Here is an 18,090-nt window from a genome sequence, read left to right on the forward strand (position 1 = left end):
TGACAATCGTCATCATCAGTTCAATGAAGGTGAAAAACATGGCCACATTCCAGGAACGGCTCATCATGGCAATGGATGCCAAACGGTTGCGCCAGATTGATATTGTCAACGCCGCTCAGGCACAAGGCATGAAACTCGGCAAAAGCCATGTCAGCCAATATGTGAGCGGTAAAACCATACCGCGATCCGACATTATGTCGTTTCTGGCCTCAACACTCGGAGTGGACCAAGAATGGTTGAGCGGCCATGAACTCGAGTCCACAGCAATCACCGACACTGAACCCCAACAGTTCAATACAGAAGAGATTGAACTTAATGGCAATATGCAAGTTCAAAAAGAATCACGCCACCATGAGCCGAATCATATTGAACTTGTAGGGGAGCGGCCTGATGAATCAGTGCCCGTTCCTGCACCATCACCTCGGCATACGGGCAAGGAGACCACGATGCGTACGTTCAACAAATCCACCAAACTTGACAATGTGCTCTACGATGTGCGCGGTCCGGTGGTACAGGAAGCGGCACGCATGGAAGCCACAGGCACAAACGTGCTCAAGCTCAACATTGGCAATCCGGCACCGTTCGGATTCCGCACTCCTGACGAAGTTGTTTACGACATGGCCAGCCAATTGACCGAGTCGGAAGGGTATTCCGATTCCAAGGGCCTGTTTTCCGCACGCAAAGCCATCATGCAATACGCGCAGCTCAAGAACCTGCCGAACGTGACCATTGACAGCATCTATACAGGCAATGGCGTATCCGAACTGATCAACTTGAGTATGTCCGCATTGCTTGACACTGGCGATGAAGTGTTGCTGCCAAGCCCGGATTATCCGTTGTGGACGGCATGCGTCACGTTGGCCGGCGGCACACCCGTGCATTATGTCTGCGATGAGCAGTCGGACTGGTTCCCGGATATCGAAGACATGCGCAGCAAGATCACGGACAAGACCAAAGCCATTGTCATCATCAATCCGAACAATCCGACGGGCGCACTGTATCCCGTGGAAGTGCTGCAGCAAATCGTGGATTTGGCCCGCGAGCATCAGCTGATGATTTTCTCCGACGAGATTTATGACCGTCTCGTCATGGATGGGCTCCAGCACACATCCATCGCATCATTGGCTCCTGACTTGTTCTGCGTCACCTATTCCGGATTGTCCAAATCGCATATGATCGCCGGGTACCGTATTGGTTGGATGATTCTGAGCGGCAACACGCGCATCGGACGCGATTACATTGAGGGCTTGAACATGCTGACGAACATGCGTATTTGCTCGAATGTGCCCGCGCAGTCAATCGTGCAAACCGCGTTGGGCGGCCATCAAAGCGTCAACGATTACCTGGTGCCTGGCGGACGCATCTACGAGCAGCGCGAATACATTTACGAAGCGTTGAATGCAATCCCAGGCATCACCGCCGTCAAACCGAAAGCCGCGTTCTACATCTTCCCGAAGATTGACACGAAACGCTTCCACATGACTGACGACGTGCAATTCGCTTTGGACCTGTTGAAGGAAGAAAAAGTACTCGTGGTGCAGGGGACAGGCTTCAACTGGCACGAGCCCGATCATTTCCGCGTCGTATATTTGCCGCGCGTTGAAGTGCTACGCACCGCCGTTGACAAGATCGGACACTTCTTCTCAACCTATCGTCAATAACTATGACGCCATCGCGTAGGACATGCCACCGATGAGAGGATTGGACTAGGGAAGAACACTGGTTGCGTATCGATCACACGATGATGCGCAACCAGTTTTTTTGTATGGCATCCCCGATACATGACATGAAAATATATCATCAAACTTCACCGCATAGTCGATATTGAATAAATATTTATTACTTTGAATAGGCGCATTCTGAATGTTTTTACTAGGTTCATTGCGTCGGGCATATCATTTATTATGCGCGGTTTAGACGCAGTGAACTCAAGAATTGACATGTCGAAAAATCAGAAATAATAATTGTTACTCAATACAACCAAATATCGTTACGGTACGGCCACGCCGAACCGGCACAGGACGCAGCATACCAGCAAACCAGTCCGATCAATCACAGCATTGCAATATAAGCGAGTGGGTAGCCGAACAGGTGTGAGGGAGAGGAAAAACGGGACCCACACTCATCCGACTCTATCAAATCTGACATAACGTACCTTATCGGATATTTATGGGCGGAAGGAAACACGAGTCTCCAAGCCATACCAATGTCGGAATACCACGTAACATGTGCGGTCATACAGAACTCGTTCCAGCAAAAGAAAAACGGACGGCGCCTGTACCAGCCAGATACCGTCCGCACAGCAAATCAGCCGACAGTCGACTTACGCAAAGTAATCGTTGACTGCGTCAGCAAGTTCGCTCGTGGTGTCGATAACACGATACGCACCATGCTGCTTGAGTTCGCCAGGTTCGGCGTAACCCCAACCGCAGCCCAAGCAGTCAATACCACAGGCCTTGGCACCGTCAACATCGGTCCAACGATCACCAACCATCAACGCACGGTCACCAGCCTGCGGATCGAAACCCATGCTCTCGAACGCGTACCGGATGACCTGGTCCTTGTCAATACGCGACGTGTCACGGCTCGCACCATACACAGCGTCAACCATCTGATCAAGATGGAAATGCTCAGCGATAGGTTTGGCCTGATATTCCGGCTTGCACGTGGCAATAGCCAACACATAACCTTCGTCACGCAACTTGGCCAACTGCTCAGGGATACCCTCATACACCGTGTTATAGAGGTTGCCGGGAACCAGATGACCCGGATTGTTCGGATCGTCAAACGCGGGTTCCTCACTGTAATAATGACGGTACACGCGCACGGCTTCATCAAGCTTGTCGTCAGGAATATGGTTACGCTTCATCGATTCGATGATGGCGGGACCAATGAAACGATGCAGTTCGGCATCATCCGGAACCGGACAACCAACAGCCTCAAACGCCTTGACCACACAACCGATAATGCCAGGATCGGACTTGGTCAATGTTCCATCAAGGTCAAGCAGAACTACTTTCTTCGGATGCTGTGCCATCGGATACAGCACTCCCCTCTCTCTATGGTCAACTACCTCTCACCAACACGAAAAATTCCCGCCCCATATGGTGACGGGAACAACGGCATCACTCGTAGTCCGGGAACCAGCCCTCATGATGCATTTTGAGACGCTTGTCGAGCAAATCGGACAATTCCTCAACGCTACGACGTTCCAGCAGCATGTCCCAATGCGTACGCGTCGGCTTGGCAATCTCATTCGCTTCAGTGTCATCCCCATCTTCACGATGGGCTACGGAACCGCAACGGCACTCCCACTCGGCGGGAAGATCAGCGCCTTCAGCGAACGGAAGGATGGTGCGATGGCCTTTCTCGCAAACGTACGACACTTCCACACGCGCCGCAAATTCAACGTTGTCGTCGCTCTCCAACGACTTGGCACCGATGCTCATGCCACGCAGGCTGCGCTCTGCCATTGATTCCTCCTCAACATGACGATTACTTGTCTACGCTACAAAACACTTGGGACGTGCAACTTATTCCACGGTGTATGCCACTGCGGCATACCAACTTGCGTGATGTGAGATGACGCAAAGCGATGCGTGGCGCACCAAGCGGGAACACAGCCCAGTGCGCCACAGTATCAACGGATCAGTCCACACCCGAATATGCGACAATGCCACGGTTGACACGTTCATACGCTTCACGCGCCGTATCAGCCAGCTGCGCGCCATCAGGACCCATGTACTCCTGGGCTACGGAAATCTGCTGCAACACATCAGCCAAACGCTTGGCATTGCGCACAAAATCACCGCCCGTCAATTCACTGTCATGCAACACTTCAGCCAGCGAATCACCAGACGCCCATTCATAGACAATGTCGCTGATACCGAAGTCCAGCATCGGCAAATCACGCGTCATGCCAGCGTCTTCGCACAGCACATTCAACCGAGAATCCAACAGCTTGAGCTCGGTGACGGCATCGGCGACACGACCATGGGCACCACCCGGATAATAACGCGGTTCACCGCCCGCTCCCCTACGCGCCTCATAGACAATGGACGACAGCACACCGGCCAGCTCAGCGGCTGTCAGGTCTTCCAGCACACCATTGTCAATCGCTTCAGCAAGCAACAGGTCGCGCTCGCTATACAGGCGACGCAGCAGTTGGCCGCTTTCGGTCAACGTGTAATCACGGTGTCCATCACGATCCGCCGGTTCCAAATATCCCAGCGACGCCAGAATCGTGCAGATGCGGTCGAACTGGCGCGCCACGGAACCAGTGCGCGTCTCATAGCGCTCCTCAAGACGCTCAAGCTCACGCATTTCACGCGCCCAACGATGCCCCCAACGAAGATGCTCTTCAAAATCAGGGCATTGATGGGCGGGATGCTGCGCTTCAAGCTGCTTCAAATCGGCAATACGCTTGTCCAATTGGCGGAAGGCGCGCGAACGGGCCTCGTTGTTTGCGAACTGCGCTGTTTTGAGCGCTTTACGTTCCTTCTTCTGCATGTCGGACAGTTGCATACGCATGCGCATGAGCTCACGGAAGTCCCCGTGTTCACACGCGAACGACTGTTCATAGGCGGCAATGGATGCTTTGAGCTTGTCGAGATTGGCCTCCAGCTTCCACGACGATTCATTGGCTTCCCATTGGGCAAACGAGTGGTCCAATGTGGTGCGCGCAGTCTCGTAATCGCTGGAATTCAACAGGTTCACGGCCATGTTGAACGTGGGTTTGAAACTTGAATGCAGCGGATACACGCGCTTGCTGGACAATGCTGCCGCAGTCTCAGGTTTGAATCCGCGGTAGTCCACGACAACAGCATGACCAATCGTATCGATGCCGCGGCGTCCTGCACGGCCCGTCAACTGCGTGTACTCCCCTGGTGTCAAACCGACAATGCCGGTTCCGTCATATTTTTCAAGTTTCTCGAGCACTACGGAACGTGCAGGCATGTTGATGCCCAACGCCAACGTTTCCGTAGCGAACACGACCTTGATCAGACCCTCTTCAAACAAGCGCTCGACAATCTGGCGGAACAACGCGACCATACCGGCATGATGCGGAGCGAATCCCTCTTCGAGCGCATAGCGGAAACGCGAGAATTGCAGGGTTTTCAAATCCTCATGCGTCAATTGGCCTTGAATCATCTCGTCAACAATCTGACGGATGCGACGCGCCTCATCATCAGTGGTCAACTGCAGTCCCGCATTCAAGCAATGCTCCACAGCCTCATCACAGCCGTTACGCGAGAAAATGAAATAAATTGCGGGCAACAATCCCAGGAAGTTGAGTTCGTCCACCACGGCCCAACGTTTCGGAATATACCGTTCAGCCTGCGCACCACGTGAACGGCCGTTGGGACGATGGCCAAAACGGCCACGCCGTTTGGGACGTTCATGCTCCAAGCGCTGTTCGGCACGATGATCGAATTCACTCAAACGCGCGACCAAACGGCCATTGATCTTGGTGGTCTGATGGCCATCCTCGTCGAAACGGTACAAATCAAACAACTCAGGTTCGGTACGCGGGTCCTTTTGAATCATCACATGCTGCTCGAGCGGCACAGGACGCAATTCAGAGACAACCAGCTTGGTTTCACCACGTACGGAAGCGATCCACTTGGCGAAATCCTCAACATTGGATACCGTGGCCGACAGTCCCACAATCCGCACGCTTTGCGGCAAATGAATGATGACCTCTTCCCACACGGGGCCACGGAACTTGTCCGCCAGGAAATGCACTTCATCAAGCACCACATAACGCAACGCGTTCAACGTGGAGGAATGCTCATAGAGCATGTTGCGCAACACTTCCGTGGTCATCACCACAATGTCGGCTTCCGAGTTGATCGAGGTATCTCCCGTAAGCAAGCCGACCTTTTCTGCACCGTATACGGCGACAAGATCGTGATACTTCTGGTTGCTCAACGCTTTGATCGGCGTTGTGTAGAACGCTTTGGCATTGCGATGCTGCGCCAAGAACACAGCGAAATCGGCAACTACTGTTTTACCGGCGCCGGTCGGGGCAGCAACCAGCACGTTGCTGCCATCTTCCAACGCTTCATTCGCTTCCATCTGGAACCCGTCAAGGTCAAATGGCATTTTCTCAGCAAATTCGTATGCCACCGACGCACGCGTACGCTGCACGCGCTGGAAACGCCGGTAGCGTTCCGCAGGCGATTCCTGCTCGGGTTCGTTGACGGGTGTGGTGGATGGTGTTCGACGATGTCGGCTCATTTTTCTTTACGCATTCGGTAGGTCATTGAACTGTTCCCACTGCTCCCACGTGCGCGCATAGCGTTCCCGACGGGCCTGACGACGGCGGATTACACCAGCGTGGGCGTCGGCATATGCGTTTGACGCCTCCTCAAGTGGTCGGGTGAACATTGCGGCTGGACGTGGAGCGTGAGCATCCGTGTCCACAGTCATACGAGCCATACGTTTGCTCACTTGATTACCCAAGGCGGAAGCAATGCGCGCTGCACGCACAGCATGACGGATCGCATACACGGCACCAATGATCAGCATAGCCAGCCAGAAAGCGGCCAAAACCAGCCAAATCCACCAAGGCATAATCCCCTCCTTGCAGTGGTACCGTCACTATCAGTCGTCAGCATCGTCAGCTGCACCGACGACGCTCAGTTCACGCTGTGCTCGCGCAATAATCATTGTACGGAGTGTTTCGGGGGCAACAGCCACAATATGCCGAGCGTGAGCAATGCAGAACGCCACAAACCAGGAATCGGACCTGATGGTCAAATGCACTTTCTCACCGTCACCACAGGGTTCCACCGTCGCATCAGACAGCGTCTTGATGAACTCGAGGTGTGGTTGATCGGTGATGAACACGGCCGGTGTGCCATTGTCAATGGCCCAACGACGCAACTCGCTGACCGATACGTCAGGAATTTGGGGTTCGCTCAACGGTTTGACAATACGCGCATGCTCAATGCGGGCCAAACGCAGGATCTGCCAGATGCGCGGCTCCCCTGTCACCTTGTTCAGCGTCTCATCCTTGTGCACGAGACTGCGCTTGTCTTCGGGCGCAACATCAGCCACATCAGTCCATACGGCCGCATAATACACGCCTTCGTCCACGAAAATTTTGGCAGGGGCGACGAGCTTGCGGAACATGTTGCCGGCACCGTCACGATATTCCATATCGAGCAGCGCATGGTTGTCGATAGCCGATTTGACCACGGAGAAACTGAACGGTTCAGCCTCATAACCAGTCAAGCTCAACCATGGCGTGTCCCCTGGCGTCACATGGGCGCGCATACGCTCATTGAGTGATTCAGCCTGGGCACGCTGGTCGGCTGGCAGCAAACGCGAATGGGCCAAATAATTGACCGATGCCGTCAGCATGCTCATGTACTGCGGCGAAATGCCCGCCAAACGTTCCAAGCCCAATGAATTCGTTGCTGACACAATGCCTTCGGCGTCCATCAATGACCAATCGATATCGAAGAATTGGCTGCCTGCCATCTCGCCATCATCAGACACCGTGGTCAACGTGTTGATGTCTTTATGGATGACATTGACCGACTTGCGCATTTCATCATCGCTCTTGGGCACACCGATGAAACGCACCGCCAGCTCATCAAGCGAGTATTCCTCACCCAGATGGGCTGACAGGAACAGCATCAGACGCAGACGGCGATCCACTTCGCTGCCGGTTTGGAACGAACTCTTCTTGGCATGGTTCTTTTGCGACGCTTCCAGGTCATCGTCTTCGTCACCAGTGTTCGAGCTGATGGACTTCGCGCGGACCGTGGCGCTGGACTTGCCTTCGGAATCGTCAGCCAACGCGAAGTTGATTGCAGCGTTCAGGCGGCGACGGTAAGCGTCCACAGCCTCTTGGGGACTGACGATATGCGCATTGGGATGCTCAAGCAGGAACATCGCCAAGTCATCGGAATCCGAATAGGCGACATTGAGCAATTCGCCACCGTCCATCACCTTGGCGGCGAAACGACGTGAATCGATTTCCTTGACCAGGCTTTCAGGAATATGCTGCGTGCCCAAACCAGGTGCAATGGAATCCAGGCCCAAACCCGGAATCGGCGTTTGCGGCACACGCGGTGCCGTACGGGACACGTGGGCCGGCTCAGGTTCTTCGGCCATCGACGAGATGGACACCGAACGGGCCAAATAGTTGGCTGCAGCCAATACAGGCATGTCTTCGGGTTCGAAATGCAAGCGGATACGCGGTTCACTACCGAGTTGCAAACGGTATGACGCAAAATCCTGGCCTTCGGACTTTGAGGAGTACTCGGGTTGGCGTGATTCAATGGCGATGCCCATGGCCGCCAGCTTGGCGCGGTCGCGTTGGAATTGCTTGGCAAACGCTGCCTTGGCGGCCTGATCAGCCAATTCACCATACGAATCAGCGTATGCCTTCACACGCTGCGCAATCTGACGAGATGTGAGCCATTGGGGGAACGCGGAAGACAATACTGCCAACACATCGAGTTCGTGTTTGCCCCACTTATCCGAGAAGCGGCGCCTTCCGTTACTTCCTTCTGCCATTAAGTCCTACCGTATCGTTATTGTTTTGGTTATACGTGCACGTTGGAGTGCACAACTGGTTCTCTATGATAATGCCTTTTTGCGTGTTGCATTCACATTTCCTAGAATTTCTTGGAAATCGAACGGCAACACGCATGGACGAACGCCGATGTTATAGCCACTCATCCGGCTCTACGCCTTGCGGCCCCACATATTCACCATTCGGAACATAATTTGGTTTGCCGCCATCCTCCAGCTTGGCATCCCCATAGAAACTCACATTACGGCCGAACGTCCAATCCCCTTCAATCGTAATGGAGTTCGCCGCGGCCACGGAAGGCACGGAATACGGGAACCGTTCATCAAAATCATGGATGTTCTTGTAATAGCGCGGGTCAAGCGACACGCTCGGGAAAATGTAGTTGCCATCTTCCATCTCATACAAATCAGTCAAATGGAACCGGTCGGAACGCATAATGAACAAATCATCCGTGGTCTTGACGGGGAGGAAACGCATGCGGTCCACGAGCACGCAGGTCGCTCCCTCGAACAAGGATACCGCCGCGCCCATCGCCGTCTCCAATTGCATGACAGGTGTCGAATCGGGATCCGTGGGATCAACCGTCTTCTGGTTGCGGATCACTGGCAGCGGCAACACGCCATGATATTGCTCCAGCAACGCTTTGAGCGCATCCACGCGCACCCAGATGTTGTTCGTGTTGAAATACGGATGCATCGTGATATCCATCGCATTGGCACGGTCCTGCGGATGCACTTGGGTCATTTCACGCAGCACCAAACGGCCCGTACGCTTGTCAATGACCAGATGGCCACCCTTGCGGTCCGCATGCGTCCGCTTGGCGACTTCAATCATGATTGGCGCGCCGGTATTTTCAAAATGCTGCGCAAGTGTCTGCGAAGGACGAGCGCCAAGATTGTCGGAATTTGAAATGAACAGGTATTTGAAACCATGCTCTTCCAACGAATCCAACAATCCCGACTCATAAATCGTCGAGAACAAATCTCCGTGGCCTGGCGGGCACCATTCCAACTCGGGATTTGACGGATACTCCACAGGCAAACCGGTGGCGATGTCGATCTTGGGCTCTCGATGCTGCAAGATTTCCATCGGAACGCCTTCCTGATGGAATTTCTTGTTGCCGCGCAACACAGCCATTGTGTCGGCTGATGTACGGAACGAATTCATCAGGGTCAATGGCAGTTCAACGCCCAAACGCTTGCGGGCCACGAGGACCTGTCCCAAGATAATGTCGAGGAAACGCATCTGACGGGCCTTGTGACGACGGACCGGCAGCAACGACTTGGCGCAATCCAAGCCCATAGACGTGCCCAATCCCCCGTTGAGCTTCAAAAAAGCCGTCTTCGCAAACGCACCCACCGCCTGGTCATGGTCGATGGTCTCATAGACATCATGGAAACTCGGCACATCAGACAAGCACTCCACATCAATCTCACGGATCCAACTTGTGGAGTCATTGTTCTGCCATTCGTTATACAGATGCTCAAACTGGGCAATAGCCACTTCGCTGAGCCCTTGATCACGCATCTTGGCAGCTGAACGCTCGAATAGCTCCGCCATGGTCACCCTTTCCATCCAAGGTCGTTCTGTTATAGAAAACGGCTTGCTCATACAGAAATTATTACGCAATTGTTTCTGTTATGATCGCATTCTACTCATCAACGCATCACCTCAGGGGATTGTGACACGTAATCTTCGCAACAACACCAGTTGTTCCATTGACCGATGCAGAACCATACACGTTTTATGAAAAAAATTCCACTCAACCAAACATCACAAACGTTTGCATCCGTTCAACGCTGAATCCGACACGCGCATACGACCTGCGATTTTGACACTGGCGCTCGCAATGGTATATTTCCTACTCGGTGCTTCACGGAGCAATCCTGAGACACATCGGGCCGTAGCGCAGTTTGGTAGCGCACTTGACTGGGGGTCAAGGGGTCGCGGGTTCAAATCCCGCCGGCCCGACTTGGAACGTTGGAATTCCAACGGTTTTCACGAGTCGGTATATTGTTTGAAATCAGTTAGCGGAACGATTCGGAACAACGGCGGCTTTCTTGTGGTCTTTCCTCAGTCATGAACGGGTCACGCGCTGCATTAATCCCCACTAATATTCTTTACGACAAATGACACAAAAAACATCCCTCCCCTTGCTATATAGGAAGAGACGTTTTTCACATGCGACATCATTCTATACATCATACATGCAGGGACTGTAGGCGATGCCGAAAGCCGTCGCCACTGTGGACACCGCTCCTGCGATCGCGAGCAGTTGGGTACCCCATTTGCACACGTTGTTGTTGTTCATTTGTTCGGCGACGGTGACGAATGTGTCTGCCATGTCAGCTCCTTGGTTGTGGACGCATGCTCAGGGTGATGGTGGCGGTCATTCTGGTCACGCCTGTCATGCTGCTGTTGATTTGGGTGAACATGGTCAGTGTGGATGTGTCCACGTAGCCCAGTTCGTTGCTGTCGCCTTGCAGGGCGGTGAGGCTTGGTTCGATGGTTTGTATGGTTTCCACGGCCGCTGCAGGGTTGGGGCGTACACGTCGATGTCCAATGCCTGGTTTCGCGTGTAGTCGTCGTAGAAGCCTCCGGGGATTGCGCTGATGACGAGCAATGGCAGGTGTTCGCGCAGGCTTTCCGGGGGGGTTGGCTTGTGCAGGTGAGGTTGGTGGGCGGGTTGTGTTCCATGATCCATGCCATGAGCATGGGTATGGGTTGTGCCCATTGGTAGTGGATCATTGGTGGTTTTTTACAGGCGGCTTACCACTCGGCGGAGGAACCCTTTTTTCGGGTAGCGTCTGCTGCCGTATTCCTTTTCGCTGGCGGTTTCGTCGCCGATGATGACGCGCGCGTAGGGGCGTTTCATCCTTGTGGGGGCTTTGACGCCGGGGCGGGTGTCTCCGGTTTGTACGCGCACGCTTGCCGCGTAGTCGGGGTTGTCGTCTTTGAACGCTTCGAGTTGTACCAGCGGGGCTAGCCGGCGTGCGGTGGCGTTCAGGGCGCGTCGCACGTCAGGGTTGGTGAGCAGCTGTTGTCGCACCCATTGGCGGTCGATGGTGGTGTGTGCCATGTCATCCCCCGTCGTCGCGGGTCACGAGCACTTCCCTATTCCACCGTGTGGGGCTGATTCCGCCGTCGATTGGCAGCGGGTCGCCGGTGACGTGCCAGATGCGGTCGCGTGCGCGGATGTCGCAGCCGCGCAACGTTTTGGCGTAGACGCGTGGGAAGTACATGACGAGTGTGGTTTCCAATGCGTCCGGTGTGGTCGAGTCGTCCACGGTGGTGCCGGTTTGCGGGTTGAGGAGCACATTGTCGACGTGTTCCTTGTCCCATTCGACCATTGGTGTGCCGTACGGGTCGTGTCCGGTGGTGTGCGGGCGCAGCACGGTCACGGTTTCACCCTTGATCATGGTCCACCAGCGTTCCGCTCATCATGTCCAGGCTGCCGTACCGGTTGCGGTTGCGTCGCAGTTGAGCTTCCTCGCTGGGCCATAGGCGCGGGTCTCCGGACGCGTTCGAGAAGGCGAACGATTTGGAAAACGCGCCTGCTGTCTGGGTCATGTTGCTGGCGCCGGCAGGCGCGCCGTTGGCGTCTGATTCCATCGTGAGGCGTACCACGGAGCAGCAGATGCGTTCCAGCGTTGTTGCGCTGTCCGTACGCCACCCCGAGTACGTGCGGATCAGGTCGGATGCGTAGTCGATGAGTTTGCCGACTTTCACCCGTTCTGTTTCGTCCAATGGGCGCCATGAGGCGGCGAGGTCTTCGCATGTGGCGAACGGTTCGCTGGCCATGGCCGTCACTTGCCGTTTGAGGGTTGTTCCGTTACGGTCGGGGTTTTCACGGTCAGCACTGCGTGCGCCTTCTCGTTGCCGTACTCCAAACCGATTTCACCGTAGAGCTGCACCTTATCTGACGCGCCCGTCTTGGCCAACGGTTCGACGAAGAAATGGCCCTTGCCAGGGATTTCAAGGAAACGCGGCGCGAGCTGATCCAAGGACAGGACGAGCATCTTGTCCTTGAGCACGAGCGAGTCGAGCATGATGTTGCAACGGCCGAAGTCCGTCTCGATGGTCTGCAGGCTCACGCCGCCCACGTTGCGGGTCTCTTCCTTGTAGCCGGCATCCTTGATGAAGATGCGCGTCAGGGCGCGCTTGAGGTCGGAGTTGACGACGATGGTGCGCGTCTCGGCCTCGCGGATACCACCATTGTCCCACGCCATCTGCATCAGGTCGAGCACGTCGTCCTCGGAGAGGGTCTTCGCGGCATGAGTGCTGGTCACCGTGTTCGTGGTGATCGCCTCGAGCAGGCCACGCGTGCGGCGCGGCCTGGTGTTGTCGTCCGGGTTCCTGATAGGTGCCCTGGATGAAGGAGAGTTCCACGTCGCGGGCGACCTGCTTGAGCGCCTGCTGGATCTGCCAAGTCATCTCGTCGGCCGGCACGATCGTGCCGCCGATGTCGATGGTCTTGGCTCCCTCCACGCTGGCCTGCGAGGTCGCGGCCTGCTTCGTGTAGGACAGGTCGACGGCCTCTTGGTGGATTTCGAGCACGTTGGACGCGTTGAAGCACACGCGCTCCTCGCCCTCCGGCGCGTCCGCACCCTCGACACGCTGGCGCTCGGAATCGGCGTCGCGCAGGTCGTAGCCCTGTCAGGAGAAACGCGTGCTCTTGGTGGGCCTTCCGCCGGTCAGGCCTCCGATGGAGGACAATAGTGGCGTGTCCTCACGGGAAGCGGCGAACCGTTCGCCCACGTAGTTGGGCAGGTTGTAGGTGGTGCCCATACCTGTGATGTCGGGCATGATGGTTCCTTTCCATGATTGTTAGTGTTGTGCGAGCTTGAAGGTCTTGAGCCGTCCCGCCAGCGCCCAGTCGCCCTTGGCTTCGGCGGTGCGGATCTGCTCGTCAAGGCTGCGCATCGCACTGGATGCGGGATGCTCGCCTTCAGTGACGTGTTGGCGTCGTGGCGCCGGTCCGCTCGCCGAGGCGAGCTTGGCGACCTTCTGCGCCGCCATATCAATGGCTTTCTCGTTCGCACCGGACACAAGGTACGCATATTCGGCCGGCACGCCATGCTTGACGCACGCGGACTGGATGAGCATCGCATGCTGCGATTCGGCGTATTTGGCTTGGAGCGCTTCCAGATCGGCCACAGTCCGCTCCAACTCGGTTTTGTTCGCGGCTTCAATCTCGTCGAGACGAGCCGCCTTGGTTTTCATGTCCTCGTAGTCGGCGTACTCGCGGCGCACCCGGCCAATATGCTTCTCGACAATCGCGTCAATCTGCGCTTGCGTGTACTCGCGGGTCTCTTCACGTGGCTCGCCAGCGTCCGCGTCGCTTCCTGAACCGGCGTCCAGGTCCGGCTCGACGATGGTGCGCACATTATGAAGCTTGCTGAACGCGTGCCAATACTGTTTGAACATGATTGCTCCTCGATAATGAGTGATGGGCCGGCTTGAGTCCGCCGTGGACATGGAATGATCCACACAAGGATGAAGGCGCGTGCGTGACGCCTCCCACACGAAAACGTGCGGCGGAGCAGCTGGAGCGGGGTTCGAACCCGCAAAGGCGAATGCCACCCGGCACAAGGCCGGCCCCGTCGACCGCTTGGATATCCAGCCAGAAAACACAAAGGCCACCCCGTAGGATGGCCTTCAGAAAAAACAAGATGAATTATTGCATGAGCATGTCGGTGGCGACACGCACCGCCAACGCCTTGACGGTGTCAAGGGTGGCGCTACCCACGGTCTTGGCGATGCGCGTCTTGGCCCCGCTCCACACCGTGTCGTCACGGATCGCGTCGAGGAAATCGTTGCCCTCCCACGTCAACGGGCCTACACTGGCACGCACAATGCGGCCCCCGATCATACGCGACACGTCCACCTGCGCCAAACCGGCCTGACCAATCAAATCGATGTGATACGCGACCTGCTCAAATGGGCTCTCATCGGTCACCAGCACGCTTGCGTCCAACGGCAAGTCGGAATCACCCACCTCGAGCAGGATCCGACGCACCAAATCCATATCACGACGCATGTGTGGCATCCTTCTTGAGAAGCTTGCGGCACGCTTCTAACCCGTAGCTATCAGGTTCAAGATAAGGCAACGTATGTTCCAAGACCTTTCTAGGAATATCCAAACCATAGTCATTCGCATAGAACACCGCTCCGTCCAACGCTATGCCAGGTTCGCCGGCATAGTAGTCGCGCATTACATCCTCAACCGCATCCACATGGCCGGAATCGAGCAGTTTCTGAACATACAGGCAGAAAAGAACATCAGCGTCCGTCTCCTGCTTAATGTCAAGTTTCACTCGTCCGTCTCCTTTCCACATAGGCGCTGGTTATCTTGCCCTTACCATTGGTCGACACGCAAATGGGCAATGACGGTGTCAATGGTGGCGCTACCCACGGTCTTGGCGATGCGCGTCTTGACCCGGCGCCACACCGTGTCGTCGCGAATCGCGTCGAGGTACTCGTTGCCCTCCCACGTCAACGGGCCGATGCCAGCGCGCACGATGCGATCGCCAATCATACGCGACACATCAACCCACACCAGACCCGCCTGCCCGATCAGATCGATATGATACGCGACCTGCTCGAATGGATACTCATCGGTCACCAATGCGTTCGCATCCAACGGCAAGTCGGAATCACCCACCTCCAACAGGATACGACGCACCAAATCCATATCACGACGCATCGGCACCACCTTTCTTGAGTGGGCGGCGACAAACCAGCATCGCATCATCCATGTCTTCGAGCCCGTCAAATTGGTCAAGCAGCGCTTCGAGAACCGGAACGGGAAGAGGGATATCATGCTGTGCAATACTCATGAACGCATCGTACATTCCCAGCCAACTACTATCGCAACGCTGGGAGTTTTTTGCGAAATGCGCTTCTTTCTCGAAGCCGACTTTCTCGAGGACGGCGCATAGCCAATCACACAGGCCATCAAACGAAAAATCGGATGGCATCGATTCGACTGACATGAATACGCCTCCCCATACGTGAATTAGGTAACGACAGGAAACGCTGTAATAATATTACCCTTCGGACCAAGACGGACGCAATACTCAACACCATCTACTGATCCGAGTATTGCCATGCCGACCTTGTCTCCAGTCTCGATCACCTTTCTAATGATGAGTGCCACACCTTCAGGATTGCATCTGCTTGGGAACATAGGTTTTCCCGCAATCCACCCATACCCGCTTAGATGACCTCCGCCATACTCATACTTTTTCGTCTTCCTGTCCCTCTGTCTATCACCATATAGAATATGCGCCCAATGTTTGGGCGTCAGTGATGGAAGCCCCTTGATCCAGACATCAGGAACCGGTGCGGGCTGCTCGGGTGGCATTTTCCATTCGAGGTTGTTTGCTGCGATGAACCGTTCGGCCAATGAGGCGCGGTAGTCTTGCCATGTGGCAAGGTTGAGGTCTCCCACGCTGGCCTTGCTCTTCGTGGCCTTGTCGTGGGTGTAGCCGTGCACGCCGTCGGTGTATTCGTCCGGCTTCAGTCGTCGCATCGCCTCCAGAATCCTGTCGCGTTGGCTGAACGCGTCGAGTTTCGCAGCCCATGCCGGAGGGTCGGCTTTGCCTTCCACGGCATCGACGGCATGCTGGTATTGGTCCCTCATCGCGTCCGGGTCGTAGCCGGCGATGACCTGGCGCTTCGCTTCCCATGACGGGCATGGCATGCACCCGCAGTTATCGTGCAGGGCCGCACGAGCGGTGTTGGCGGGGTGGTAGTCGAAGCCGCGCGAGGCGATCATCGTGCAGTACGCGCAGCACTTGCCATGTGGCACGACCGCGTAGCGCGGGTGGAGCGGATCGTGCGCGACACAAGACATGACGGTGTCGCGCCCGTAGTACTTCATTCACCGGTCAATGGCATTGTGCAGGAACCGGTACATCATCTCCGGGTCATCCCACAGCACGCCGGCCTTCCAGCGTATCGAGTCCTGCACGGCCTGTGATGGGAACCCCTCGCCCAGCATGCCCCGGTAGCGGGTGTCACCGGTGTTGCGCGCACGCACCTGCATATACCATTCCGACGCGGCCGTGGCGGCGATGTCACCGTACGAGTCCACCAAGGCGGCCACCAGCTCGACCAGCAGGTCGCGCGCGTTGGTGACGGTGACGTGTACGTGGCGTTTGACCAGGTCCGGGACGATGCTCATCGCCGGGCTCATCGAGTCGATCACGATCGCGGACGCCTTCGTCCACTTGTCGGCGAGCCAGTCGACGGCCCACGCGGTGCCCTGGGCGCGCACGTCGGCGTATTCCTGCAGGTTGACCATCGCGGTGCCGCCCTGGTCGTGCTTGATGGCCACCGCGATGGACAGCATGGGCCGGTCGGGTGGCATGTCCACGCCGAAGCTGACGCGCCCGTCCATGTTCGGCTCCTGGACGTTGCCGTGCGCCCACTCGTCCTCGCCGATCGCGGCGAGCACGGTATCGGTGTCCCACACGCCCAAGGCCTCACGGCGGAAGGCGTCCTCGGCGAGGGTCTTCCTCAGGCGCAGGATGCTTTGCAGCGTGTGGTGCGTGTCAAGGATTGGGAGCGGGGTCTTCCTCAGGCGCAGGATGCTTTGCTCGCTGGTGCGCTTGGGATAGCTGGGGTTGGCGCGCGCCCACTGCCCACGGTCGTCCAAATCGCAGCCCGGTTCGGTGCTCAACTCCGCGTAGGCCACGCCCGCCACGCCGGCCAACGCGTTGGCGCGCTTGTCGGCGAACACCTCGGATGGGTCGCCGGGCATGGGCGGGTTGCCCAGGAACACCACCAACTGGTCGGGCGCCGTGTTTATCACGGGTACGAGGTTGTCCAGGGCGCGCACGGTGAGGATCTGCGCCTCGTCGAACACCTCTACGTCCGCGCCATGCAGACCTCGGCCGAAGCCGTGCTCGCGCGCGCCGAACGCGATGAGGATGCTGTTGTTGAACCGGATTTCCTGCTGCAGCTGGTCGATTTCATCATCGACAAGCTGGACAGGTGCAAAAAGCCTAAACATCGCAAGAAATGAAAAAGGGATTCCAGGTATACCAACTATCTAGAATCCCTCCAACCCATCCAACCGCATCCACCATGAAATATCAACTCAACATAGCAAGTTACGCCATCATGGCCATCGCCACGGCATGTGGAGCGTTTACCGCATTCCACCCAGCCGTCATCGCCGTCATGGCCATCGCCACAGGGACCATCGGCTGCGCAGGCATCATAAGGGGGCGAGAACCATGACTGAACGATACCTCGGCATCAAGGAAGTCAGCGAGCGCCTCGGTATCACCAATGCATCCGCAAAAGGCTACCGGCTTCCCGAATCCGACGTGATGATAGGCCGCACGCGCGGTTGGAAACCCGAGACTATCGACGCGTGGAACGCCGCACGCCCGGGCCGCGGCATTGGCGGCGGAAGGCCGAGAAAACAATAAAGGAAGCCGAACCTGATCTACCCCGGACAGCAGCTGCGCTACTAGGCAGCTGTCATACCGACTGCGGCCTTCGACACCACGCCGGAGGCCGCCACT

General features: G+C 56.3%; 19 protein-coding genes, 2 tRNA genes and 2 pseudogenes. 3 read left to right on the plus strand and 20 right to left on the minus strand.

The annotated features are described in order from the left end of the window. The first annotated feature begins 38 nt into the window (after positions 1-38). Entirely contained in the window at positions 39-1,661 is a 1,623-nt protein-coding gene (locus BGLCM_RS05065; protein ID WP_006294168.1) for an aminotransferase class I/II-fold pyridoxal phosphate-dependent enzyme, read from the plus strand. Between the two features lie 662 nt (positions 1,662-2,323). On the opposite strand, the gene BGLCM_RS05070 is transcribed toward BGLCM_RS05065, so the two are convergent. The 6 genes from BGLCM_RS05070 to BGLCM_RS05095 form a co-directional block, all read right to left on the minus strand. Next, positions 2,324-3,037, minus strand: a complete 714-nt coding sequence (locus BGLCM_RS05070) for an HAD hydrolase-like protein (protein WP_006294170.1) — start codon at positions 3,035-3,037, stop codon at positions 2,324-2,326. Between the two features lie 88 nt (positions 3,038-3,125). Continuing rightward, entirely contained in the window at positions 3,126-3,473 is a 348-nt protein-coding gene (locus BGLCM_RS05075; RefSeq protein ID WP_006294171.1) for an RNA polymerase-binding protein RbpA, read from the minus strand. 175 nt (positions 3,474-3,648) lie between these two features. Beyond that, entirely contained in the window at positions 3,649-6,240 is a 2,592-nt protein-coding gene (locus BGLCM_RS05080) for a DEAD/DEAH box helicase (RefSeq protein ID WP_044085008.1), read from the minus strand. 6 nt (positions 6,241-6,246) lie between these two features. Beyond that, positions 6,247-6,576 carry a hypothetical protein gene (locus tag BGLCM_RS05085; protein WP_006294174.1) on the minus strand — a complete coding sequence of 110 codons (330 nt, stop codon included), beginning with the start codon at positions 6,574-6,576 and terminating at the stop codon, positions 6,247-6,249. Positions 6,577-6,606: 30 nt separating this feature from the next. Beyond that, complete coding sequence (locus tag BGLCM_RS05090) at positions 6,607-8,532, minus strand: helix-turn-helix transcriptional regulator (RefSeq protein ID WP_006294175.1); 1,926 nt, start codon at positions 8,530-8,532, stop codon at positions 6,607-6,609. Positions 8,533-8,683: 151 nt separating this feature from the next. Next, positions 8,684-10,111, minus strand: coding sequence for a UTP--glucose-1-phosphate uridylyltransferase (locus BGLCM_RS05095; protein WP_081450357.1), 1,428 nt, complete (start codon positions 10,109-10,111; stop codon positions 8,684-8,686). A gap of 337 nt (positions 10,112-10,448) precedes the next feature. Between BGLCM_RS05095 and BGLCM_RS05100 the strand changes: the two genes are divergently transcribed. Next, positions 10,449-10,522, plus strand: a tRNA-Pro gene (locus BGLCM_RS05100). Between the two features lie 223 nt (positions 10,523-10,745). Here the strand turns inward: BGLCM_RS05100 and BGLCM_RS08450 are convergent. The 14 genes and pseudogenes from BGLCM_RS08450 to BGLCM_RS08790 form a co-directional block, all read right to left on the minus strand. Continuing rightward, complete coding sequence (locus BGLCM_RS08450) at positions 10,746-10,895, minus strand: hypothetical protein (RefSeq protein WP_006294177.1); 150 nt, start codon at positions 10,893-10,895, stop codon at positions 10,746-10,748. Between the two features lie 414 nt (positions 10,896-11,309). Then, positions 11,310-11,630: a hypothetical protein gene (locus tag BGLCM_RS05110; protein WP_006294179.1), complete on the minus strand. Its 321-nt coding sequence runs from the start codon at positions 11,628-11,630 to the stop codon at positions 11,310-11,312. A gap of 1 nt (position 11,631) precedes the next feature. Beyond that, a complete protein-coding gene (locus BGLCM_RS05115) occupies positions 11,632-11,970 on the minus strand; it encodes a hypothetical protein (protein WP_006294180.1) in 339 nt (112 codons plus the stop codon). After that, positions 11,957-12,352, minus strand: coding sequence for a hypothetical protein (locus BGLCM_RS05120; protein ID WP_006294181.1), 396 nt, complete (start codon positions 12,350-12,352; stop codon positions 11,957-11,959). Before BGLCM_RS05120 ends, BGLCM_RS05115 begins: the two co-directional genes overlap by 14 nt. Positions 12,353-12,357: 5 nt before the next feature. Further along, complete coding sequence (locus tag BGLCM_RS08570; protein ID WP_202961061.1) at positions 12,358-12,912, minus strand: SU10 major capsid protein; 555 nt, start codon at positions 12,910-12,912, stop codon at positions 12,358-12,360. Beyond that, a pseudogene (locus BGLCM_RS08775) lies at positions 12,908-13,195 on the minus strand (SU10 major capsid protein); the annotation flags it as partial. The pseudogene BGLCM_RS08775 and the gene BGLCM_RS08570, both read right to left, overlap by 5 nt. 12 nt (positions 13,196-13,207) lie before the next feature. Then, positions 13,208-13,357 (minus strand): SU10 major capsid protein, encoded by a 150-nt coding sequence (locus BGLCM_RS08575; protein ID WP_202961060.1) that lies wholly within the window; start codon positions 13,355-13,357, stop codon positions 13,208-13,210. Between the two features lie 21 nt (positions 13,358-13,378). Continuing rightward, positions 13,379-13,978 carry a capsid assembly scaffolding protein Gp46 family protein gene (locus BGLCM_RS05130; RefSeq protein WP_006294184.1) on the minus strand — a complete coding sequence of 200 codons (600 nt, stop codon included), beginning with the start codon at positions 13,976-13,978 and terminating at the stop codon, positions 13,379-13,381. Positions 13,979-14,094: 116 nt separating this feature from the next. Next, positions 14,095-14,176, minus strand: a tRNA-Gln gene (locus BGLCM_RS05135). A 52-nt stretch (positions 14,177-14,228) separates the two neighbouring features. Further along, positions 14,229-14,591: a DUF2513 domain-containing protein gene (locus BGLCM_RS05140; protein ID WP_006294185.1), complete on the minus strand. Its 363-nt coding sequence runs from the start codon at positions 14,589-14,591 to the stop codon at positions 14,229-14,231. Further along, positions 14,581-14,868: a hypothetical protein gene (locus BGLCM_RS05145; RefSeq protein ID WP_044085012.1), complete on the minus strand. Its 288-nt coding sequence runs from the start codon at positions 14,866-14,868 to the stop codon at positions 14,581-14,583. Before BGLCM_RS05145 ends, BGLCM_RS05140 begins: the two co-directional genes overlap by 11 nt. A gap of 41 nt (positions 14,869-14,909) precedes the next feature. Then, complete coding sequence (locus BGLCM_RS05150) at positions 14,910-15,257, minus strand: DUF2513 domain-containing protein (protein ID WP_006294188.1); 348 nt, start codon at positions 15,255-15,257, stop codon at positions 14,910-14,912. Further along, positions 15,247-15,546 (minus strand): hypothetical protein, encoded by a 300-nt coding sequence (locus tag BGLCM_RS05155; RefSeq protein ID WP_006294189.1) that lies wholly within the window; start codon positions 15,544-15,546, stop codon positions 15,247-15,249. The genes BGLCM_RS05150 and BGLCM_RS05155 overlap by 11 nt, the downstream gene beginning before the upstream one ends. Positions 15,547-15,569: 23 nt before the next feature. Beyond that, a pseudogene (locus BGLCM_RS08790) lies at positions 15,570-17,570 on the minus strand (VG15 protein). Between the two features lie 226 nt (positions 17,571-17,796). On the opposite strand from BGLCM_RS08790, the gene BGLCM_RS08300 reads away from it, so the two are divergent. After that, positions 17,797-17,994 (plus strand): hypothetical protein, encoded by a 198-nt coding sequence (locus tag BGLCM_RS08300; protein ID WP_044085014.1) that lies wholly within the window; start codon positions 17,797-17,799, stop codon positions 17,992-17,994. Positions 17,995-18,090 lie beyond the last annotated feature (96 nt).

Source organism: Bifidobacterium gallicum DSM 20093 = LMG 11596, from assembly GCF_000741205.1.
Classification (GTDB): Bacteria; Actinomycetota; Actinomycetes; order Actinomycetales; family Bifidobacteriaceae; genus Bifidobacterium; species Bifidobacterium gallicum.